General features: G+C 68.6%; 15 protein-coding genes. 10 read left to right on the top strand and 5 right to left on the bottom strand.

The features are described 5' to 3' along the window. The first annotated feature begins 111 nt into the window (after positions 1 to 111). Positions 112 to 4,221: a S8 family serine peptidase gene (locus ACFSL2_RS16860; protein WP_377198944.1), complete on the top strand. Its 4,110-nt coding sequence runs from the start codon at positions 112 to 114 to the stop codon at positions 4,219 to 4,221. 110 nt (positions 4,222 to 4,331) lie between these two features. Here the strand turns inward: ACFSL2_RS16860 and ACFSL2_RS16855 are convergent, their stop codons facing one another. Together ACFSL2_RS16855 and ACFSL2_RS16850 are read right to left on the bottom strand one after the other, a co-directional pair. After that, a complete protein-coding gene (locus tag ACFSL2_RS16855; protein WP_377198943.1) occupies positions 4,332 to 5,423 on the bottom strand; it encodes an inositol-3-phosphate synthase in 1,092 nt (363 codons plus the stop codon). Next, entirely contained in the window at positions 5,420 to 6,067 is a 648-nt protein-coding gene (locus ACFSL2_RS16850; RefSeq protein ID WP_377198942.1) for a PadR family transcriptional regulator, read from the bottom strand. Before ACFSL2_RS16850 ends, ACFSL2_RS16855 begins: the two co-directional genes overlap by 4 nt. Positions 6,068 to 6,396: 329 nt before the next feature. On the opposite strand from ACFSL2_RS16850, the gene ACFSL2_RS16845 reads away from it, so the two are divergent. The 7 genes from ACFSL2_RS16845 to ACFSL2_RS16815 all read left to right on the top strand — a co-directional run bounded on the left by ACFSL2_RS16845 (position 6,397) and on the right by ACFSL2_RS16815 (position 16,227). After that, complete coding sequence (locus tag ACFSL2_RS16845; RefSeq protein WP_377198941.1) at positions 6,397 to 9,009, top strand: transglycosylase domain-containing protein; 2,613 nt, start codon at positions 6,397 to 6,399, stop codon at positions 9,007 to 9,009. Positions 9,010 to 9,155: 146 nt separating this feature from the next. Beyond that, positions 9,156 to 11,741, top strand: coding sequence for a transglycosylase domain-containing protein (locus ACFSL2_RS16840; protein ID WP_377198940.1), 2,586 nt, complete (start codon positions 9,156 to 9,158; stop codon positions 11,739 to 11,741). Between the two features lie 223 nt (positions 11,742 to 11,964). Further along, positions 11,965 to 12,255, top strand: coding sequence for a 30S ribosomal protein S6 (rpsF, locus tag ACFSL2_RS16835; RefSeq protein ID WP_377182983.1), 291 nt, complete (start codon positions 11,965 to 11,967; stop codon positions 12,253 to 12,255). Positions 12,256 to 12,366: 111 nt separating this feature from the next. Continuing rightward, a complete protein-coding gene (locus ACFSL2_RS16830) occupies positions 12,367 to 12,921 on the top strand; it encodes a single-stranded DNA-binding protein (RefSeq protein WP_377198939.1) in 555 nt (184 codons plus the stop codon). Positions 12,922 to 13,089: 168 nt separating this feature from the next. After that, positions 13,090 to 13,326: a 30S ribosomal protein S18 gene (gene rpsR, locus ACFSL2_RS16825; RefSeq protein ID WP_116673133.1), complete on the top strand. Its 237-nt coding sequence runs from the start codon at positions 13,090 to 13,092 to the stop codon at positions 13,324 to 13,326. Between the two features lie 17 nt (positions 13,327 to 13,343). Continuing rightward, entirely contained in the window at positions 13,344 to 13,793 is a 450-nt protein-coding gene (rplI, locus tag ACFSL2_RS16820) for a 50S ribosomal protein L9 (protein WP_377198938.1), read from the top strand. 298 nt (positions 13,794 to 14,091) lie between these two features. Next, positions 14,092 to 16,227 carry a hypothetical protein gene (locus ACFSL2_RS16815; protein WP_377198937.1) on the top strand — a complete coding sequence of 712 codons (2,136 nt, stop codon included), beginning with the start codon at positions 14,092 to 14,094 and terminating at the stop codon, positions 16,225 to 16,227. A 54-nt stretch (positions 16,228 to 16,281) separates the two neighbouring features. On the opposite strand, the gene ACFSL2_RS16810 is transcribed toward ACFSL2_RS16815, so the two are convergent. Continuing rightward, complete coding sequence (locus ACFSL2_RS16810; protein ID WP_377198936.1) at positions 16,282 to 17,058, bottom strand: DUF305 domain-containing protein; 777 nt, start codon at positions 17,056 to 17,058, stop codon at positions 16,282 to 16,284. 382 nt (positions 17,059 to 17,440) lie between these two features. On the opposite strand from ACFSL2_RS16810, the gene ACFSL2_RS16805 reads away from it, so the two are divergent. Further along, positions 17,441 to 18,691 carry an LVIVD repeat-containing protein gene (locus ACFSL2_RS16805; protein ID WP_377200842.1) on the top strand — a complete coding sequence of 417 codons (1,251 nt, stop codon included), beginning with the start codon at positions 17,441 to 17,443 and terminating at the stop codon, positions 18,689 to 18,691. 143 nt (positions 18,692 to 18,834) lie between these two features. Next, a complete protein-coding gene (locus tag ACFSL2_RS16800) occupies positions 18,835 to 19,617 on the top strand; it encodes a DUF305 domain-containing protein (protein ID WP_377198935.1) in 783 nt (260 codons plus the stop codon). 8 nt (positions 19,618 to 19,625) lie between these two features. Here ACFSL2_RS16800 and ACFSL2_RS16795 read toward each other — a convergent pair whose 3' ends face one another. After that, on the bottom strand, positions 19,626 to 20,444 hold the full coding sequence (locus ACFSL2_RS16795; protein WP_377198934.1) for a CPBP family glutamic-type intramembrane protease: 819 nt from the start codon (positions 20,442 to 20,444) through the stop codon (positions 19,626 to 19,628). Positions 20,445 to 20,496: 52 nt separating this feature from the next. Next, entirely contained in the window at positions 20,497 to 21,312 is an 816-nt protein-coding gene (locus tag ACFSL2_RS16790; RefSeq protein ID WP_377198933.1) for a hydrolase, read from the bottom strand. Between the last annotated feature and the right edge of the window lie 130 nt (positions 21,313 to 21,442).

The following is a 21,442-nucleotide window of genomic DNA, read 5'->3' as shown; positions in this document are numbered from 1 at the left end:
TGAATCGACCTTGTCGCAGAGAACTGCGCAAACGACGGTGGGGGCTGGCCCACGACCGTGGTCCGTCCAAGCGCATCCGATGTCGCGGATGCGCCGGGTAATGGAGGGTTCATGCACCGTCGAACTGCTCTCGCACAACGCTCGGCAACCGCTACAGCGGTTCTCGCGCTTGTTGCGACATCAGCGCTGAGCGTCGCCCCGGCGGCGTTCGCAGGAACGTCACCGACAACGGCAGCGACCACGACGAAGACCGTCGCGGCCGATCCAGAGGACAAGTTCACCGACTTCGCCAGGGAGATGCTGACCGAACGCAAGACCGCCGACTTCTGGGTGGAGCTGGCCGACGAGGCCGACCTCTCGGAAGCTCGCGGCATCAGCAGCTGGGACGAGCGGGGCCAGTACGTCTACGACGCGCTGACCAGCACCGCCAAGACGTCCCAGGCCAGCCTCATCAAGGAGCTCAAGGCAGTCGACGCCGACTACGAGAGCTACTGGATCAGCAACCGGATCCTCGTCGAGGACGGCACCCTCGCCCTGGCGGACAAGCTCGCCAAGAGCGCTGAGGTCCAGCGGATCAGCGAGACCGTCCAGCTGAACCTGGTCGAGCCGGTCAAGCGCGCACCGGTCGGCGACCAGGGCACGCAGGCCGTCGAGTGGGGGCTGGACGCCATCAATGCCCCCGAGGTCTGGGACATGGGCTACACGGGCGAGGGCATCACCGTGTCGAACATCGACACCGGCGTGCAGTACGACCACCCGGCGCTGGCCGACAAGTACCGCGGCATGCAGCCCGACGGCACCGTGGTCAACGACTACAACTGGCAGGACACCAGCGGGTCGGCCGAGCTGCCGTTCGACGACAACGGCCACGGCACGCACACCGTGGGCACGATGGTCGGCGACGACGGTGCGGGCAACCAGATCGGTGTCGCCCCCGGTGCCGACTGGGTGGCCACGAACGGCTGCGACACCTGCGCCGACGTGGACCTGCTCGAGTCGGGCCAGTGGATCCTCGCCCCGACCCGTACCGACGGCACCGGAGCCGACCCCTCGATGCGGCCGCACGTCGTGAACAACTCGTGGGGCGCCCGAGCGGCCGGCTCCATCGACGACTGGTACACCGAGACCACCGCGGCCTGGGAGGCCTCGGGCATCTTCGGCACCTGGTCCGCGGGCAACTCGGGACCGTCGTGCCAGACGACGTCGTCCCCCGGTGCCAACACCGGGTCCTACTCGGTCGGCGCGTTCGGCGTGTCCGGCGCCATCGCCGACTTCTCGTCGCGTGGTCCGGGTCAGGACGGCATGGTCAAGCCCAACATCGCGGCCCCCGGCGTGAACGTGCGGTCGTCCGTCCCCGGTGACGGCTACTCCGCCTTCAACGGCACCTCCATGGCGGCCCCGCACCTCGCGGGCGCCATCGCACTGCTGTGGAGCGCCGCACCCGCGCTCGTCGGTGACATCGAGGGCACGCAGGCGCTGCTCAACGAGACCGCCGTCGACACCGACGACACCTCCTGCGGCGGCACCGCCGACAACAACAACGTCTGGGGCGAGGGCAAGCTCGACGCCGCCGCCCTCATCAACGCCGCCCCGATCGGCGCCACCGGTTACGTCGCCGGCACCGTGACCAACGCCGACGGCGCCCCGATCGCGTCCGCCGACGTCGTCATCGACGGTGAGCACGACCGCACCGTCCGCACCGGCACCGACGGGACGTTCACCGCGCGCGTCGCCACCGGCGACTACGCGGTCTCCGCGTCCGCCTTCGGCTACCTGCCGTCGGCCCCGGCCGCGGCGACCGTCACGGAGGACGGCACGGTCGACGTGCCCATCACGCTCGAGGCCGCCCCGTCGCACGCCGTGACGGGCACGGTCACCTTCGCCGGGTCGGGAGACCCGGTCGCGGGTGCCCCGGTCAGCCTCGGCAGCCACTTCGAGGACGTCACCACCGGCGCCGACGGCACCTTCGCCTTCGCCGACGTCCCCGAGGGCACCTACCCGCTCACCGTGACGATGGGCGGCTGCGCCTCGTCGTACGAGAGCGAGGTCGTGGTCGACGGCGCGAAGGACGTGCCGGTCGAGATCACGGCGGTCACCGACGACTTCGGCTACTCCTGCGCGACGTCGACCGGTGACTACCTGCAGGGCGACACCCTTGTCGACCTCACGGGCGACGACGTCCAGACGTCGATCGACCTTCCGTTCGACTTCCCCTACTACGGCGTCGGCTACGACTCGGCGTTCGTCACCTCCAACGGTCACCTGAACTTCCTGGGTGCCAGCACGACGTACACGAACAGCACCATCCCGAACAGTGCGGTACCCAACGCCGCCCTGTACCCCTTCTGGGACGACCTGCGCATCGACGCCGAGTCGGGCCTCTACACCGGGACCACCACGGTCGACGGCGAGGACGCCTTCGTGGTCGAGTGGCGCAACGTGCGCAAGTACTCGCCGTCGACCGACCGCCTGAACTTCTCGGCCACGCTCGTCGCGGACGGCACCGTGCTGTTCGGCTACGGCGCGACCACCGACACGGACACCGCCAAGGGCAGCTCCGCGTCGATCGGCATCGAGAACGAGTCCGGCACCGTCGGGCTCCAGTTCTCGAACAACACGCCGGTTCTCACCGAGGGCCTCACCGTCACCTACACGGCGCCCGTGCTCTCGTACCTCGACGGCACGGTCACAGACCGCAACACCGGTGAGCCCGTCGAGGGCGCGACCGTGACCGCGGTGTCCGGCGACATCACCCGGACCGCCACCTCGGGGGCGGACGGCACCTACACCGCCATCGCGCTGCCGGGCGAGTACACGGTCGACATCACGGCACCCGACTACGAGGCCACGTCCGGCGCGGTGACCCTCACCCCTGAGGACACCAGCACGTTCGACGCGGCGCTCGCGGCGGGCATGCTCGCGGTCAGCACCGAGTCGATCGACGCCACCCTGCCGATGGGCAGCTCCACGTCCAAGCGGTTCACGGTGACGAACGAGGGCACCGCGCCCGCCGCCGTCGAGATGCGGGGTACCGGTGGCGCGTTCGAGATGCTGGGCATGGACGGCGCCGCCACCATCCAGCACCCCGAGGGCAAGGCCACCGTGGTCGAGTCCACGAAGCCGTCGGTGACGCTCGGCGGTTCGTTCGGTACCTCGGACTCGCGGCTCCAGGCCGCGGGCAAGGGCACCACGGGGCAGAGCGTGACACCGGAGTCCATCCCGGTGCGGCCCGACGCCACGAACCTCACCCACTCGGCCTCGCAGGAGATCACCGAGCTGAACTCGGCGTCGTGCGGCAGCATTGCCGGAACCACGGAGAACCATTTCTTCCGGACGTTCACGCTGAGCGACTTCGGCATCGACGGCGGCTTCGACGTCTCGGAGGTGTCCTTCGGCGTCGAGAAGGCCACAGCCCAGACGCTGACCGTCAACCTGCACACGCTGGACGGCGAGCTGACCTTCGCAAACCTGACGTCGATCGGGACGGCTGAGGTGAACATCCCGGCGTCGACGCTGACGATGGTCTCGGTGCCCGTGACGGGTGAGGTGCCCGCGGGCGCCACGCTCGTGGTCGAGGTCGTCTCGCCCAACCAGCAGTCGAGCGGTGGAGTCTTCTACATCGGGTCCAACGCCGCGGGGCAGACCGCGCCGTCGTACCTCTCCGCCACCGACTGCGCGCTCCCGGAGCCGGCGACCACCGACTCCATCGGCTGGCCCGACATGCACATCGTCATGAACGTCTCCGGTGAGACCGCCGGCGGCGGCATGGACTGGCTGACCATGGACCCGACCGAGTTCACGCTCGAGCCGGGCCAGAGCAAGACGATCACGGCAGCCATGAGCGGTGTGGTGGCCCAGCCCGGCACCTTCACCGGTTCGCTGGTGGCCGACGCGGAGACCCCGTACACCGCCCCGTCGGTGGACGTCTCCATGACGGTCAACCCGCCGAAGAGCTGGGGCAAGCTGGCCGGCACCGTGGGCGGCTTCACGCCCGACGGCGTCGTCTCGCTCGGCGACTCGGTGGTCCAGCTCAACGGCTACTACTCGGCGGTCACCCTGGTCACCGGGGCGGACGGCGGCTACGAGTACTGGTTCGACAAGTCGGAGCGCAAGACGCAGATCATCGCCACGGCCAACGGGTACGTCCCGGAGGTCGCCACCGCGAAGGTGGCGGCGGGTACCACCGTCGTGACCGACTTCGAGCTGGACCCGATGGAGTAGACGGGGTCTGATCCCTTCGTTCGGCAAAAGGTCAGGTGATCGGCAGCCCGAGCTGCCGATCACCTGACCTTCTACCGACTATCCGGGCCCGGCGCCCGGCGCCGGGGGCTTCAGCGCTCGATGTCGCCGCGGATGAACGACTCCAGCTGGGCGCGGCCCGCGGTGTCCTCCATCTGGACCGGCGGCGACTTCATGAAGTACGTGGACGCCGAGAGGATGGGGCCGCCGACGCCGCGGTCCTTGGCGATCTTCGCCGCCCGGACCGCGTCGATGATGATGCCCGCGGAGTTGGGCGAGTCCCAGACCTCGAGCTTGTACTCCAGGCTGAGCGGCACCTCACCGAACGCGCGGCCCTCGAGGCGTACGTACGCCCACTTGCGGTCGTCGAGCCAGGCCACGTAGTCCGACGGGCCGATGTGGACGTTGCGGTCGTCCTTCTTGCCGGCCAGCGCGCCCGTCAGGTTGGAGGTCACGGACTGTGTCTTGGAGACCTTCTTCGACTCCAGGCGGTCACGCTGCAGCATGTTCTTGAAGTCCATGTTGCCGCCGACGTTCAGCTGGTACGTGCGGTCCAGCACCACGCCGCGGTCCTCGAACAGCTTGGCCAGCACGCGGTGCGTGATGGTGGCGCCGACCTGCGACTTGATGTCGTCGCCGACGATCGGCACGCCCGCGTCCTCGAACTTCTTGGCCCACTCGGGGTCCGAGGCGATGAAGACCGGCAGTGCGTTGACGAAGGCGACACCCGCGTCGATGGCGCACTGGGCGTAGAACTTGGCGGCCTCCTCCGAGCCCACCGGCAGGTAGCACACGAGCACGTCGACCTCGGCGTCGCGCAGGGCCGCCACGACGTCGACGGCGTCCTTCGTGGACTCGTCGATCGTCTCGCGGTAGAAGTCACCCAGGCCGTCGAGGGTCGGTCCACGCTGGACGGTCACGCCGGTCGGCGGCACGTCGGCGATCTTGATCGTGTTGTTCTCGGACGCGGTGATGGCCTCGGCCAGGTCGAAGCCGACCTTCTTCGCGTCGACGTCGAACGCCGCGACGAACTCGAGGTCCGACACGTGGTAGTCGCCGAACTGCACGTGCATGAGGCCCGGAACGGTGCTCGCCGGGTCGGCGTCACGGTAGTAGTGCACGCCCTGGACCAGGGACGAGGCGCAGTTTCCTACGCCGACGATGCCCACGCGGATGGAGGTCATCCTCGCTCCTTCTTCGTTTGTTCCTGCTGCGGTGGGCGGTTCTGCGCCGCGGCGCGTCCCCGCTCGGTGGAGATAAGGCTGTCGAGCCAGTGCACTTCGCGCTCGACCCGCTCGAGCCCGAACCGCTGGAGCTCGAGTGCGTATTCGTCGAGCCGCGAGCGGGGGTGCGCCGCGGCCTGGCGGAACGTCTCCAGGCGCTCGGTCAGCCGGCTACGCCGGCCTTCGAGGACTCGGAGACGGGTCTCGGCGTCGGTCTGCGCGAAGAGCGCGAACCGCACGTCGAAGTTGTCGTCCTCCCAGGCCGCGGGCCCGGCGCTGGCCAGGACGGTCTGGAGGTACTCCTTGCCCTCGGTGGTCAGCTCGTAGACCACACGACGCCGTCCGAGGGGCTTGGGCTTGGGGGTCCGCCCGGGAATCCCCGCCTTCGTCCTGCGGGGCGGGGGCGGCAACGGGTCGGTCTCCGTCGTCGCGATCAGACCACGCAGGACCAGCGCCTTCAGGGCCGGGTACAGGGTGCCGTAGGAGAAGGCGCGGAACGAGCCGAGCACCAGGTTCAGGCGCTTGCGCAGCTCGTACCCGTGCAGCGGGGACTCGTTGAGCAGGCCGAGCACGGCGGTCTCCAGTACCTCGGACCGGCTGCGCACGGTGGCCTCCTCTCGAGCCCGGCGCGGTTGCCCGGGCAAATCAGTTGTGGACGATGTATCGACTCGATACATCGTGAGGATAAGCATCCGGATCGTCGCGCGCAATTCGCCGCACCGCACCGGCCTCCGCCGGTCCGCCCCGTGGACGAAGTGTGAAGCGGGAGCAGACGGACTGGGCTGACTCTGGGGTAAATGTCCGGAAGCGGGGTCGTGGGGCCGCCTCGGGGTACTGCGGCCCGCAGGGAATCCCCTAGGGTTTCGGGTTGTCTGCCGTGGCATGTGCGTCAACCGCGCCGGCGGGCGCAAGTCGAACCGAGGAAGAGGCTGACGTGTCGAACTGGAGTCCCCCTCCGATCTGGCCGCAAACTCCCCGACGGCGGCAGGGAATCTGGAACTACCCCCGTCCGCACCGCACCGGGCTCCGGGCCTGGATCCCGTCGTGGCGGTTCGTCGTGGGCGCGCTGCTGACCGGTACGTCGCTCGTGGCCGGCGTGGTCATGGCCGCCTGGGTGAACGTGACCGTTCCCGAGGAGCTGGGCACGGTCCGCTCCGAGACCACCACCGTGTACTACTCCGACGGCAAGGTGCTCGGAACCTTCGCAGAGCAGAACCGCACCATCATCTCGTTGGACGACCTGCCGCCGCAGGTGACGGATGCGATCGTCTCGTCCGAGGACCAGAGTTTCCGGTCCCACCCCGGCATCAACCCTCAGGCCATCGTCCGAGCGGTCCTCAACAACGTGACGGGTGGCGCGCAGCAGGGTGCCTCCACCCTGACCCAGCAGTATGTCGAGAACTACTACGTCGGCGTGGGGGACACGACGTACGTTGACGAGTTCCGCGAAGCGATCCTCGCCCTCAAGGTGACGCAGCAGCAATCCAAGGACCAGGTCCTCGAGGGATACATCAACACCATCTACCTCGGACGTGGCGCGTACGGCGTCGAGGCGGCGTCGCAGGCGTACTTCGGGCACTCGGCCAAGAAGATGACCATCTCGGAATCGGCCTTCCTCGCTGGGATCATCCCAAATCCCACATACTGGGACCCCCGCCAGGGCGAAGCGGCCGAGGCGCAGGCGAAGGCCCGCTGGGAACGCACCCTGAACCTGATGGTCGAGCAGGGCAACATCACCGAAGAGGATCGCGCCGCCGCGGAGTACCCCAAGGTCATCGAGTACAAGCAGGGCTCGGGCAACAATCGGACCGCGTACCTGCTGGAAGCAGTGGCCAGAGAGCTCGCCGATCCCGACGGAGCCGACATCTCCGAGGATGCGTTGACCAGGAACGGTTACACCATCAAGACCACCCTCGACTCGAGGCTGCAGAAAGCGGCGACCGACGCGATGACGCTCCCGGAGGATGCGGATCCGCGAATCCGCGCGTCGCTCACGTCGATCGACCCCTCGTCGGGTGCGATCAGGGCGCTCTACGGGGGGCCGGACTACTCGGAGTACAAGACCAACGCGGCGACGCAGGACATCGCCCAGGCCGGATCGACCTTCAAGCCGTTCACCCTGGTCGCGGCCCTGGAAGAGGACATCCCGCTGACCAAGACCTACGACGGTACGTCGCCGCAGGAGATCGAGGGCTACACCACCTGGAACGCCGAAACGGGGGAAGAGGAGCAGGCTCCACTTACCAACTTCGGTCCTCTGCCCTACGGCGAGAGCTACCCGAACGTCTCGCTGCTCGACGCTACGGCGTACTCGGTCAACACCGCGTACGTGCATCTCAACAAGGAGGTCGGGCCGGACAGGACGAGGGACGTCGCCCTCCGGGCGGGCATACCGCAGACGAATTCGGGAGGCGACGAGATCGTCGCCGCGAACCTGGCGAACGTGCTGGGAACTGCGAGCGTGCGCAACATCGATATCGCACACGCCTATTCGACTTTCGCGGCGCAGGGTAGCCGTACCACCCCGCACCTGGTGGACGAGGTGCGCAACGGTGACAATCTCACCCACGAGTGGAGCGGGATCCCCACGGAGGAGTTCGACTCCGAGGTGATGGCCGCCGCGACGTACGCCATGACCCAGGTTGTCGAGAAGGGCTCGGGCGAGCCTGCGTCGGAACTGACGGGTCCGAACGGCGAGAAGCGGCCGGTTGCGGGCAAGACCGGTACGTCGAACAGCAATAAGTCGGCTTGGTTCGCAGGATACGTGCCACAGCTGGCGACGGTCGTCGGTCTCTACCAGTACGACCTCGAGGCGCGGGACGGCAAGGGCGAGTACATGCAGATCGCTCCGTTCGGCGAGTGGAAGGACATGGGGGTCACCGGCATGACCGGTGGTTCGTGGCCGGTCACGGCCTGGGCGGACTACATGGCGAAGGCGACCGAAGGCATGGACGTCGAGGAGTTCCCCGAGTACACGCCGCCCGCGCCGCCGGAACCGACGCAGTCGCCGTCGCCGTCGCCGTCCACCAGCCCGTCGGAGGAGCCCGAGGAAGAGAAGGTCGAGGTGCCCACGGGTCTCGTCGGCAAGCAGTACACCGCTGCCGCGTCGGCACTCGCCGGGGTCGAGCTCATCCCCCACCAGGTCGACGTCGACAGCGACCAGCCGGCCGGCATCGTGCTCTCCGTCGACCGCGAGGGCCAGGAGGTCAACCGCGGCGACACGATCCGGGTCGAGGTCTCGAACGGCTCCCAGGTGGAGCAGGAGACCACGACAGTGCCCTGGGGCCTGACCAACCAGGACCGCGGCTACGCCGAGGAGCAGGTCCGTGCCGCGGAGCTGACGCCCGTCGTCCAGGAGGCGCCGTCCGACTCGGTGGCCGAGGGACGCGTGATCTCGGTCGACCCGAGCGAGGGTTCCGAGGTACCCAAGGGCAGCCAGGTCACGCTCGTCGTCTCGACCGGGCCGGAGGAGGGTGGCGGTGACCCGACCGGCGATCCGACCGGTGGCGGCGACGGGGACGGTGACGGCGGGGGAATCTTCGGGTAGGCGGGTGAAAAGCGGGCATAACCGCTGCTCGAACACGGGGCGTACACAGAGAAACCGCGTTTGTACTACTTGGTGTGAACATCGATCCTCTATCGTTTTCGGGTTCAGTGTGCGATCACTGGATCGATACGAGGAACGAGGAAGACGTGGCGAACAGGAGTCCTTCTCCGATCTGGCCGCAGACGCCCCGGCGCCGACGGGGAGTCTGGAACTACCCGCGACCGCACCGCACGGGCCTCCGTGCGTGGGTGCCGTCGTGGCGCGTTGTCGTCGGTACCGTCCTGACCGGGATGTCGCTCGTGGTGGGCGTGTTCACGGCAGGGTGGATCGGCTGGGCCGTGCCCGACGAGCGTAAAGAGGTCGGTTCGGAGACCACTACCGTCTACTACGCGAACAACCAGGTGATGGGTAAGTTCGCGGCGGTCGACCGCACGATCCGGAGCCTGGACGAGATGCCCCCGTACGTGGGTGCGGCCGTGCTGGCGTCCGAGGACCAGAACTTCGAGAACCACATGGGCGTCGACCCCATGGGCATGGCCCGCGCCGTGATCAGCAACGTGACCGGTGGCGCACGGCAGGGTGGGTCGACACTGACGCAGCAGTACGTGGAGAACACGTACTTCGAGCCGGGCCAGACGTCCTATGCGGACAAGTTCCGCGAGGTCATCCTGGCCATCAAGGTGGACCAGGAGAAGTCGAAGGACGAGATCCTCGAGGGCTACGTCAACAGCATCTACCTCGGCCGTGGTGCCTACGGTTTCGAGGCCGCCGCGAAGGCGTACTTCGACAAGCCGGCCGCGAAGCTGACCATCTCCGAGACGGCGATGCTGGTGGGGATCATCCCGTCGCCGTCGTACTGGGACCCGCGCTTCGGCGAGGAGTCGCGGGCCGTCGCCGAGCAGAAGTGGGCGCGCGTGCTGCGCAACATGGCCGAGCAGGGCGTCATCTCCGAGGAGGACCGCGCCGCTGCCACCTTCCCCGAGCCGGTCAAGTACAAGCCGGTGTCGCGTGCGGGACAGGTGGGCTACCTGCTCGAGGAGGTCCGCAAGGAGCTGGCCGACAAGGCCGACCTCGATGAGGACGACCTCATGAACAACGGGTACGAGATCCACACCACGATCAACCCGAAGTGGCAGAAGGCCGCGGTCAAGACGGCGAACACCATCCCGACGGAGGGTGAGGCCGCCGCGTCGAAGCGGCTCGGTGTCTCCATCGTGTCCGTCGATCCCAAGGACGGTGCCATCCGGGCCCTGTACGGCGGCAAGAACTACGAGAAGAACCAGTACAACGCCGCCACGGACGGCGAGGCGCAGCCCGGCTCCACGTTCAAGCCGTTCACCCTCATCGGTGCACTCGAGGAGGGGCACGAGCTCAACGAGTACTACTCGGGCAACAGCCCCATGCAGATTCCGGGCTGGACCGACGTGGTCGACGGCGTCGAGCAGGAGAAGGAACTCACCAACTTCGGCCCCGTGGGCTCGGGCGGCGAGTCGTTCGGTGACATCGACCTGATCGACGCCACCGCGAACTCCGTGAACACCGTCTACGCGCAGCTCAACGTGAAGATCGGGCCTGAGAAGTCGCAGGATGTCGCGATTCGCGCCGGGATCCCGAAGGAATCGACGAACGCCACCCTGTCCAACGTGCTCGGCACCGAACCGGTGCACGCCGTCGACCTCGCGGGCGCGTACGCCACCTTCGCCGCGCAGGGCACCCGCACCGAGCCGCACATCGTGACCTCCGTGAAGGACGGCGAGCAGCTCCGCTACGAGTGGTCCGGCATGCCCCAGCAGGGGGCCATCGATCCCGAGGCGATGACCAAGGCCACGTACGCGATGCAGCAGGTGGTCGAGAAGGGCTCCGGCACGCCGGCGCTGGAGCTCCTCGCCCCCGACGGCAACCCGCGTCCGGTCGCCGGCAAGACCGGGTCCACCAACGACAACAAGTCGGCCTGGTTCGCCGGCTACACGCCCCAGGTCGCGACGGTCGTCGGCCTCTACCAGTCGACGGAGGACGGGGGCCAGGCCCCGATCACACCGTTCGGCGAGTGGGCGGACGTCAGCCTGACCGGTGGCACGTGGCCGGTCTGGGCGTGGACCGACTACATGAAGACGGTGACCGACGGCATGGAGGTCCAGGAGTTCCCGGCCTACGAGCCGCCGCTCCCGCCGGCGCCACCCTCGCCGAGCCCGACGCCGTCGCCGACGATCTCAGACGACGCGGAGGAGAAGGTGCTGATCCCGGCCGGGCTCGTCGGGCAGCAGATCACGCCGGTCGCGGCGGCGCTGTCCAACGCCGGAGTGAATCCCGTGCCGGTCGAGTCCGAGAGCGAGTACCCCGAGGGGACCGTCCTGTCCGTGCAGCACGAGGGCCAGGAGGTCAAGCGCGGCTCGGACATCCGGGTCGAGGTCTCGACCGGCCCGGCCGAGGAGCAGACGACGCGTGTACCGAACGGTCTGATCGGCGGCGACGAGGGCAACGCCCGGGGCAAGATCCAAGGTGCCGGGCTCGAGCCGGTCGTCGAGTACCAGGCGTCCGAGGACTATCCGGAGGGCGTGGTCATCAACGTCGATCCCGGTGAGGGCTCCGAGGTGGCCGCCGGCAGCAGTGTGCGAGTGCTTGTGTCCTCCGGACCAGCGGACATCGGCTTCCCGACCGGAGAGCCGACGGACGGGGACGGCAACGGCAACGGGAACGGGAACGGCGGCGGAGGCGGGAACGGCTCTCCGTAACCACCGTCGCGCCGTTCGTCCCACGGAGGGGCCGTCTCTGCCGGAGACGGCCCCTCCGCGGGTTCCGCGGACGCCAGCCGAACTGCGGACCCGCGCGTGTGAGAGGGGTCTCGCCCGCTCGATTCCGCCGTCGTGCACATGGCAGGTAGGCTTGGCCCTTGCTGTGAACCCTCCTGTCACGGAACGACCGTGACCGCTGAGACCAGAGGAGGTGGGTATACACATGCGTCAGTACGAACTGATGGTGATCCTGGACCCGGAGGTCGAGGAGCGCACCGTTGCCCCGTCGCTCGACAAGTACCTGTCGGTCATCACGACCGAGGGTGGCTCCGTCGACAAGGTGGACATCTGGGGGCGCCGCCGTCTGGCCTTCGAGATCACGAAGAAGACCGAGGGCATCTACGCCGTCGTCGACTTCACCGCGACGTCTGCCACCGCCAAGGAGCTGGACCGTCAGCTGGGCCTCAACGAGGTCGTGCTGCGTACCAAGATCCTGCGCACCGGCGACAAGTGAGTCGTCGGAGCTGAACCTTCCTGCGCCCGCGCGAGTGTCAGTGGTTCGTGGTTGCATTCACCGCGAACCTAGATATCGCGCACGGAACGTCGACTGAATCGAGGAATTGGCATGGCTGGTGAAACTGTCATCACAGTGATCGGGAACCTGACCGGGGACCCGGAACTGCGCTTCACCCCTTCAGGTGCTGCGGTCGCCAACTTCACGGTGGCGTCGACCCCGCGGACCTTCGATCGCCAGAGCAACGAGTGGAAGGACGGGGAGACCCTGTTCATGCGCTGCTCGATCTGGCGCGAGGCCGCGGAGAACGTCGCGGAGTCGCTGACCAAGGGCACGCGCGTCATCGCGCAAGGTCGCCTGGTCCAGCGCTCCTACGAGACCCGTGAGGGCGAGAAGCGCACCGTTGTCGAGCTGCAGGTGGACGAGATCGGTCCGTCCCTGCGCTACGCCACGGCCAAGGTCACCCGGGCCCAGCGGTCCGGTGGTGGCGGCGGCTTCGGTGGTGGCGGCGGCGGTGGCTTCAGCGGCGGAGGCGGTGCCCAGCAGGGCGGCGGCTCCGGTGGAGGATTCAGCTCTTCCGGTGGCGGTCAGAGCAATGACGACCCGTGGGCCACGGCAGGCCCGGCGTCGTCCGGTGGTTCGTTCTCGGACGACCCGCCGTTCTGATGCGACAGAGGGCGCAGCGCAGGGTGAGAGCCGAGGAACGAGGCACTCGCCCGAAGCGGAGCCCGACAGAGCATCAGTACTAGATCTGATCGACACCCCCCGTTCACCTTTTTTCGCTCGTCCGGCCCGCCAAGCCGAGTGAGCAGCACCTGACAAAGGAGCAACGCCATGGCGAAGCCTGTGGTGCGCAAGCCCAAGAAGAAGATCAACCCGCTCAAGTCGGCGAAGATCCACAACATCGACTACAAGGACACGGCGCTCCTGCGCAAGTTCATCTCCGACCGCGGAAAGATCCGCGCTCGTCGTGTCACCGGCGTCTCCGTGCAGGAGCAGCGTCAGATCGCGAAGGCCGTGAAGAACGCCCGCGAGATGGCCCTGCTGCCGTACACGTCGACGGCTCGCTGAGGAAGGGATCGAGAACAATGGCAAAGCTGATCCTGACCCACGAGGTGACCGGCCTGGGTGAGCCCGGCGACGTGGTCGAGGTGAAGGACGGGTACGCCCGTAACTTCCTCATCCCGCGTTCGCTGGCGACGCCCTGGACCAAGGGCGCCGAGTCCGACATCAACGCGATCCGCAAGGCTCGCAAGAGCCGCGAGATCGCCTCGCTCGACGAGGCGAAGGCTCTGGCCAGCTCCCTCTCCGCGAAGCCGGTGACCGTCACGGCGAACGCCGGCCCCGGTGGCCGTCTGTTCGGTGCGGTGACCACGGCGGACATCGCCGGTGCGGTTGCCGCCGCCGGCGGCCCGTCCGTCGACAAGCGCAAGATCGAGATCGGTCAGACCATCAAGGCGACCGGTGACTACACCGTGTCGATCCGCCTGCACCCTGAGGTGTCGGCCAAGATCGGCGTGAAGGTCGTCGCCGACTGAGCTAGTGCTCGGTTGATCGTCTGATCACGAGAGGCCCCGGCTTCCCCTTGGGGAGCCGGGGCCTCTCGCATGCCGGGACGAGATTCGGGAGACCCGGCATCAGGGGGTGATCTTCCGTCTCTTTACTGAGTTGTGATCAATAGAGCGTTCCGCAGGGCACGAACCGCCGGTACCTTCAGCGCAGACGCCCGCGATATCGGGCTTCGTGCTCGCCAACGGCGGCGAGCCCGGCGGACAGTGGCGCCGGTCGGACAACTTTTCGCGGGGCGACGACGCCCGCGGGACGAGAGGCGAACCGATGACGCAGTTGCACGCATCCCGAGCAGCACAACCAGGGCCGGCACCCACGATCCTGATGGCGGTGGGCGTTGCCTTCCTGCTCATCGGCGCGATCGCGGCCACGGCCTTCATGCTGCTGTTCCACGGCTCCGTCGCCGCAGGCGCCGGCCAGCTGGCCAGCGGCGCCGGTGAGCTGAACGACGGCGTGCAGGCCGAGCTGGTCTCGGGCGTCGGGGACCTGAGCGCTGGGGCCACCGACCTCGACGCGGCCGTGCAGAACGACGTGGTGCCGGGCGTCGAAGCCTTGGCAGACGGTGCAGGCCGGCTCGACTCCGGTGCCGGCGAGCTGCGGGCGGGTGTGGTCAAGCTGCACGACGGCTCGAAGAAGATCGCCGACGGCACCGCCGAGACCGCGAAGGACGTCGCCGACCTGGCTGACGCGTCGCTGCGGCTCACGGCGGGTTCCACGCAGCTGAATGACGGCCTGGGCACACTGAACGGCAAGGCGCCGGAGCTGGCTGACGGTGCCGAGCGGCTCGCGGCGGGGTCCGGCGAGGTGCGGGCTGGCGTCGCGAAGGTGAGCGACGGTGTGGCGCCGATCGACGCCGGTGCGCAGCGCTTGGCCGGCGGGTTGAAGAGCGTGGCGGCAGGGGCCGGCCAGGTCGATGCCGCTGCGATCCAGCTCGCTGACGGTTCGTCGCAGATCTTTGCGGGTAGCCAGGTGCTCAACAACGGGCTGTCGCGGCTGGCTGCGGAGAACGACGCCATCCTGGGCGGGATCTCCCTGCTCCAGGAAGGCGCAGGCAAGCTCGCCACGGGGGCAGCGGTCCTGGACGCCGGCGCCGACCAGGTGGCTGGTGGCCTGCACGAGCTCAACGCGGGTGCACCGGAACTGGCCGCGGGTGCCGACAAGGCGGCGACCGGGGCTCAGGATGTCGCCGATGGCGTCGGGGCCGTGGCCAGCGGTGTCAGTGCTGCGCATGGTGGCGCAAACACTCTCGCAACAGGCATCGGCGACGTGGTCGACGGGGCGGCGGGTGTACAGGGGGGAAACGAGGCGCTCTCGGCCCAGCTGACGCAGCTCTCCGAGGGCAGCGACGACCCAGGGCTCAAGGAAAAGCTTGAGGCGCTCGCCAAGTCGGCGGGCACCCTCGCCCACGGGGCGGGGGAGGTCAAGGCCGGTGCCGAACGGGCACGGTCCGGTGCCGCCGACCTGGGCACATCGCTCGGGGCCCTGTCGGTCGGGGCTACCAAGGCTTCGACCGGAGCGTCCGATGTTGCCGCGGGTACGGCGAAGGTGTCCGCAGGTGCGAGCCGGGTCGCGAGTGGGCTCGGCCAGCTCTCGCCCGGCGCGAACGGCGTCGCCGTCGGTGCGGAGGAGATCAAGAACGGCAGTGCCAACCTCCACGGAGGGTTCGGGCAGATCGCTCCGGGCATGCGGACCTACGTGGCCGGCGTCGGTTCGGCGTATGCCGGAAGTGCAACGTTGGTCGCGGGCTCGGGACTCGTCGCTGGAGGCAGTGCTCAGCTGGCGCAGAACACCCCAGTCCTTGCCGCCGGCGCGGCGAAGTTGGCGGACGGAAGCCTGGAGCTGGCCGCCGGAACCGGCCGCCTCAAGGGCGGCCTGCCCGCGCTGCTCTCCGGTGCCACCCGGGTGGCTGACGGCAACGCCGACCTGGCCGGCAAGACACCGGAGCTCGTCGACGGTGTCGGCAGGCTGCACGCCGGCTCCGGTCGCCTCGTCGACGGCATCATCGAGGTCCGTGACCGCGTGGTGCCGAAGGTCGAGAAGTCACAGCGCCTCGCCGATGGGTCGGTCAAGGTCCGCGACGGGCTAGAGGACGCCCGGCAGGGCACCCGGACGCTCGTCAACGGCACGGGTGCGCTCGATGACGGCACTCAGGCCCTGGCCGCCGGCGCCGTCACTCTCGCGGACGGTACCCAGCAGCTCGCCGACGGCTCCGTCCAGCTCGCCTCGGGAACCACCGAGGTGGCGTCCGGCACGGACCGCCTGTCTGCTGGGACCGGCAAGCTCCGTACCGATGTGGACGCCGCACCGGCGGGTGTCATCGGCATCGGCGCCGTCCTCGCCGCGGCGCTCGGTCTGCTGGCAGCCCTCGCGGGCCTGATCCTGCTGAACCGGCGCCGCGCCTGACCTGACCGGTCGCCGGGGCGGGCGGAACCCACCGTTCTGCCCCGGCGACCGCGATCACAGCTCGGCGAGCATGTCGGCCATCCGGTCGATCTCAGCCATCTGGTCGGCCGCGATGTTCGTCGCCAGCTCGATGACCCGCTCCTCGCTGCCGGAACCCGCCACCTCCTCGCACATGGTGAGCGCACCTTCGTGGTGCTTGATCATGCCCTCGAGGAAGAGCCGGTCGAACTCCGCCCCGGACGCCTTCTCCAGCGCAGCCATCTCGACGTCCGTCAGCATCCCGGGCATGTCCTCGGCGTCGTGCTCGTGCTCCGGAGCACGGGGTCCGGAACCGTCGCCACCCTCGACGTCGAGGGGGACGGGATACTCGTTCTCCTCGAGCCAGCCGGACATGAGATCGATCTCGCTGTCCTGCACCACGTCGATGCGGGCGGCGAACTTCTGCACCTGCTCGGACGCACTGCGCTCGGGGACCAGGCCGGCCATCTCCGTCGCCTGCCCGTGATGCAGGATCATGTCGCTCAGGAACCTGGCGTCGGCCTTCGTGAAGGGCGCCCGCGGCGCCGGACCCTCGTAGTCCTCCGGGGCGATCGTCTCCGCCTTGTCACCGGGCTTACCTGGTTGCAGAACGACGGAGCTGGGTGTCGAGACGGCTTCCGGCTCGTCGTCCGACCCGGTGCACCCGGCCAGCCCGAGCGTGAGTGGCAGCAGGGCGACCAGGCCTGCAGCGGCCGCTCGGGGTGGCAGCAGGAACCGCCGTAGCGCGCGGTGCCCGCGTGCCGGGCCGAGCCGCAGGACCTTCGGGGACCCGACCTCGATCTCTGTCTCCACGCGACGATCCTCCCGGCACTTTGTCACTGCTCGGACAATGCTTGACTCAGACCTGGCCTCAAATTGAGGTGTTGTACGGCACTCGCGATGGACCATACCAAGAAGGTGGTGGTCTGGTGTCGCTTGGGGCAATTGTCACCACTGTGTAAAAAGTCGCCAGGAATCCTGGTGCTGGGAGCTTCCTGTGGGTGAGACTGCCTCAACCGACCTAGGAGGTGTGACGCCCGTGCGTCGTCCAACCTTTACTCGATCTCGCGCTCGGGGCGCCACTGGCGTCGCCCTGACAGCGTTCTTCGCTGCGGCGGCTGTGGCACTCGCAGGACCCGTGGCGGCCTCGGCCGCCGAGCCGGACGTTCCGCCCGGTGAGACCGCGTCGTGGAACATGACCCACTTGAGCAACCAGCCCAAGAACGGCGCGCTCATGAGCACCGGCTCGGACATCGCGTTCCAGGGCAAGTACGCGTACGCCGGCAACTACGACGGGTTCACCGTCTACGACCTGTCGGACAAGGAGAACCCCGAGCAGGTGGTGCAGGTCTCCTGCCCGGGTGGCCAGAACGACATCTCCGTCTACAAGGACGTACTGGTGCTGTCGACGGACTACTCGCGCAGCGACGACTCCTGCGAGTCGACGTCGATGGACGCCACGGAGAAGGAGGCGTGGGAGGGCATCAAGGTCTGGGACATCTCGAACCCGCTGGAGCCCGAGTACGTCCAGTCCGTCGAGACCAGCTGCGGTTCGCACACGCACACCCTGGCCCCGTCGAAGAACGGCAGGACGGTCTACGCGTACGTGTCGTCGTACTCGCCGAGCGCCGCGTACCCGGACTGCCAGCCGCCGCACGACAGCATCTCGATCGTGAAGATCCCGGTGAAGGACCCGGCAGCGGCCGAGCTGGTCGCCACGCCGAACCTCTTCCCGGACGGTGGCTACGAGGGTGACCGGGACCGTCGGGCGTCCACCACGAGTGGCTGCCACGACATCACCACCTACGTGAAGTACGACCTGGCTGCCGGTGCCTGCATGGGTGACGGCATCCTGATGGACATCAAGGACCGCGAGCGTCCGCGCGTGATCAGCCAGGTCCGGGACACGGAGAACTTCGCGTTCTGGCACTCGGCGACGTTCAACAACGACGCCACGAAGGTGGTCTTCACCGACGAGCTCGGCGGCGGCGGTCTCGCCACGTGCACCGAAGAGTTCGCGCCGGAGCTGGGCGCCAACGGGATCTACGACATCGAGCGCTCGCGCGGCACGACGGAGCTCGAGTTCGCGTCGTACTACAAGATCCCCCGGCTCAACACGGCCGCGGAGAACTGTGTGGCGCACAACGGGTCGCTCATCCCGGTCAAGGGCAAGGACCTGATGGTCCAGTCCTGGTACCAGGGCGGCGTCTCGGTGTTCGACTTCACCGACTCCAGCAACCCGCGTGAGGTCGCCTGGTTCGACCGTGGCGAGGGTGTGAGCGGCGGCGGTACCTGGTCCACGTACTACTACAACGGGTACGCCTATTCGAACGACCTCTCGATCGGGTTCGACACGTTCGACATCGACGACTCGATCGATGGCAAGGCCGAGCGGGTCAAGCAGCGGGAGCTGAACCCGCAGATGCAGATGCCGTTCCGCGGCTGACCGTAGCGGCGTCGTCGCAGCGAGGGCCGCACTCACCCCATGGGGCGGGTGCGGCCCTCGCCGCCGTCCGGCGAACCGCCCGGTGGACGGGCGGCAGGTCCAGGCCTGGCGCTGCCTCGACGATGTATGGGAATCTCCCCTCCATGACAACCCGGGACGCCACGACCGACGACACGACCCTGCCGTCGGGCGACGCGCCGGACACGACGGAGGCCACGCCGCCGTCGTCCGCGTACGGGCTGGGGCGCCGCCTCCGGATCATGGGTGCGGTGCTGGCCGGTGGGCTCGCCGTCGTGCTGGCGCTGCTGCTGTGGCTCGGTGTGCTGGTTCCGGCGAAGCAGGAGGCGGCCGGGTACTCCGCCGCGGACTCCGCGTACGCCGCGGTGGCGATCGAGCACAACGCGCAGGCGGTGCAGCTCGCTGCGCTCGCGCCGGGGCGCTCCACCGACGATGACGTGCTCGCCCTCGCGGTCGAGGTGGGCGAGACCTCGGCGAACCGGGTGGGTGCGCTCGCGGCCTGGCTCGAGGAGCGGGAGATCGCGGTGCCCGCCGCCGGCCGGGAGGCACTGGCCCTCGCCGCGGACGGTCTCGACACCGAGCTGCCCGACAACGGCAGCGGCCCCCGGGCCGGGGCCGGCGCGCATTCCCACGAGGGCGGCAACCACGGCATGCTCACCGACGAGCAGGTCGACGCGATCGCCGCACTCGACGGGTCGGAGTTCGACATCGCGCTGCTGTCCGCGCTCGTCGAGCACCACTACGGCGGGCTGCAGCCGGCCGACGAGGAGATCACCGAGGGGAAGGACGCCGACGCGAAGGCGCTGGCGCAGGCCGAGGTCGACGCCATCCGCGTGGAGGTCGTGGAGGTCCGCGCCGTGCTGGCCGCCATCGGCGGCCCGGGGTCCAACGACGGGTCCGGTTCCTAGCCGAGCGGTCAGGGAGCCGTGACGAAGACGTCGAACAGCTGCGGGTGGTGCCCGTGCACCAGGACGGCGAACACGACGGCGTCGAACAGCAGGTGCACTGCGACGACGTAGCTGAGCGACTTGAACTTCGCGAAGATCCAGCCCTGGACGAGGGCGAACGGGACCGTGAGCAGCGGGCCCCACTCGCGGTAGCCGAGCTCCCACAGGAACGACACGAAGATCATCGACTGCAGCAGGTTGGCCTGCCACATCGGGAAGTGGCGGCAGAGCAGGGCGAACACCACGCAGATGAAGAACAGCTCGTCCCAGATGCCGACGGCGTTCACACCGACGAACAGCCGCCAGATGTCCTGCGTGCCCTCCAGGTCGGGCCAGTTCAGGTACGCGCCCGAGCCCAGGAAGTAGAACGGCAGCAGCACGTACCCGAGGGCCACGACGGCGGCGAGATAGACCCACTGCCCGCGCGTCCAGCGGCGCCCGGTCAGCACCGGAAACTGGATGGTGTCCTGCTTCAGTACGAACCGGGACAGTGCCCAGGGCACGAGCACCGACCCGCCGAGCGCGAGCGTGAAGCGCAGCATCCCGGCGTCGGACAGGTCCGCCTGCAGCGAGATCATCGAGATGATCCCCATACCGACGCCGATCAGCGCCAGGTCCCGCCCCAGAGCGCGGTCGGCCCACAGGCCCAGGGCGATGCCCACCACGAGCGGCACGTAGGCGACCGGTCGGATGTGGATGGCGAAGAGCAGGATCGCCGAGGCCGACACGAGAAAGGCGGCGGTCAGACGCGCTGGGCCGACCAGTGAGGCCGGCAGAGTGGAGGTCACGGGGTCGAGGCTCCCACATCCCGGACCTCCCGTGCGCCGAGCGGCACGTCGGCTAGGTGAGGTGGTCGAAGTCGCCGCGTGTCCAGGCGGCGTGCCGTTCTGCGGACCGCAGCACGATCTCGCGGGCGTTGGTGGGGATGATGCCGTCGAAGTTGTTGTAGAGCCGGTCGAACTGGAAGCGGCTGACGTGGTGGGCGATGCGTTGGACCACTGGTCCGGACAGTGGGATCCGGTTGGGGTAGCTGCGCATGAAGGACACGGAGGTGCGGTCGGGGTTGGCGAAGATGGTGTCGCCGCTGAGCAGTACGCCGTGGTCGGAGGCGCCGGCGGACCAGTGGGCGACGGCGGAGCCGGGGAAGTGTCCGCCGGGTTGGCTCAGGGTGATGCCGGGCAGGATCTCGCGGTCGCCCTTCCAGGCTTCGATGGTGTGGTCGGGGCGGGCGAGCCATGTGGTGTCGGGTTCGCTGATGAGGATGGGGACTTCGCCGAGTCGGTGGCTCCATTCGACCTGGACGCCGTACATGTGGGGGTGGCTGGCGACGATGTAGGCGAGGCCGCCGAGGTCCTGGACGGCGGTGACGGCGTTGTCGTCGAGGTAGCTGGGGACGTCGAACATGAGGTTTCCGGCGGTGGTGCGGACGATCTTGGCGGTGGGTCCGATGCCGACGTCGGGCACGGTGCGTAGGCCGAACAGGTCGGGTTCCAGCTCGTGGACCGTGATGCGTTGTCCGTCGGTGGCGAGCTCTTCCAGGGTGGTCCAGTGCTGCCCGTCCGCCGGCACCCACTGGCGTTCGTCGGCGCAGATGGCGCACACATCGGGCCGGGACTCGTGCTCCACGCCGCACGTGCGGCAGATCCAGAACGTCATCGTCGACAGCTCCCCTTCGTCGGGCCGGTGCATCGTCACGATGCGCCAACGCGGTGGTCGTGTCCAGCATTTCCCGCGCGGACGCGAAAAGCTCCGGCAGCCCGCGCGGCGTGGCGCACCGGCGCGTCGG

This window comes from Promicromonospora aerolata (genome assembly GCF_042682255.1).
GTDB classification, from domain to species: domain Bacteria; phylum Actinomycetota; class Actinomycetes; order Actinomycetales; family Cellulomonadaceae; genus Promicromonospora; species Promicromonospora aerolata.
The sequence above is the reverse complement of the archived record's forward strand: the minus strand, read 5'-3'. Positions and strand labels throughout refer to the sequence as shown.

Bases quoted from the DNA above. Each gene is read 5' to 3' on its own strand.
- ACFSL2_RS16860 (WP_377198944.1), top strand. From the start codon at position 112: ATGCACCGTCGAACTGCTCTCGCACAACGCTCGGCAACCGCTACAGCG.
- ACFSL2_RS16855 (WP_377198943.1), bottom strand. From the start codon at position 5,423: ATGACCTCCATCCGCGTGGGCATCGTCGGCGTAGGAAACTGCGCCTCG.
- rpsF (WP_377182983.1), top strand. From the start codon at position 11,965: ATGCGTCAGTACGAACTGATGGTGATCCTGGACCCGGAGGTCGAGGAG.
- ACFSL2_RS16830 (WP_377198939.1), top strand. From the start codon at position 12,367: ATGGCTGGTGAAACTGTCATCACAGTGATCGGGAACCTGACCGGGGAC.
- rpsR (WP_116673133.1), top strand. From the start codon at position 13,090: ATGGCGAAGCCTGTGGTGCGCAAGCCCAAGAAGAAGATCAACCCGCTC.
- rplI (WP_377198938.1), top strand. From the start codon at position 13,344: ATGGCAAAGCTGATCCTGACCCACGAGGTGACCGGCCTGGGTGAGCCC.
- ACFSL2_RS16815 (WP_377198937.1), top strand. From the start codon at position 14,092: ATGACGCAGTTGCACGCATCCCGAGCAGCACAACCAGGGCCGGCACCC.
- ACFSL2_RS16805 (WP_377200842.1), top strand. From the start codon at position 17,441: ATGACCCACTTGAGCAACCAGCCCAAGAACGGCGCGCTCATGAGCACC.
- ACFSL2_RS16800 (WP_377198935.1), top strand. From the start codon at position 18,835: ATGACAACCCGGGACGCCACGACCGACGACACGACCCTGCCGTCGGGC.
- ACFSL2_RS16790 (WP_377198933.1), bottom strand. From the start codon at position 21,312: ATGACGTTCTGGATCTGCCGCACGTGCGGCGTGGAGCACGAGTCCCGG.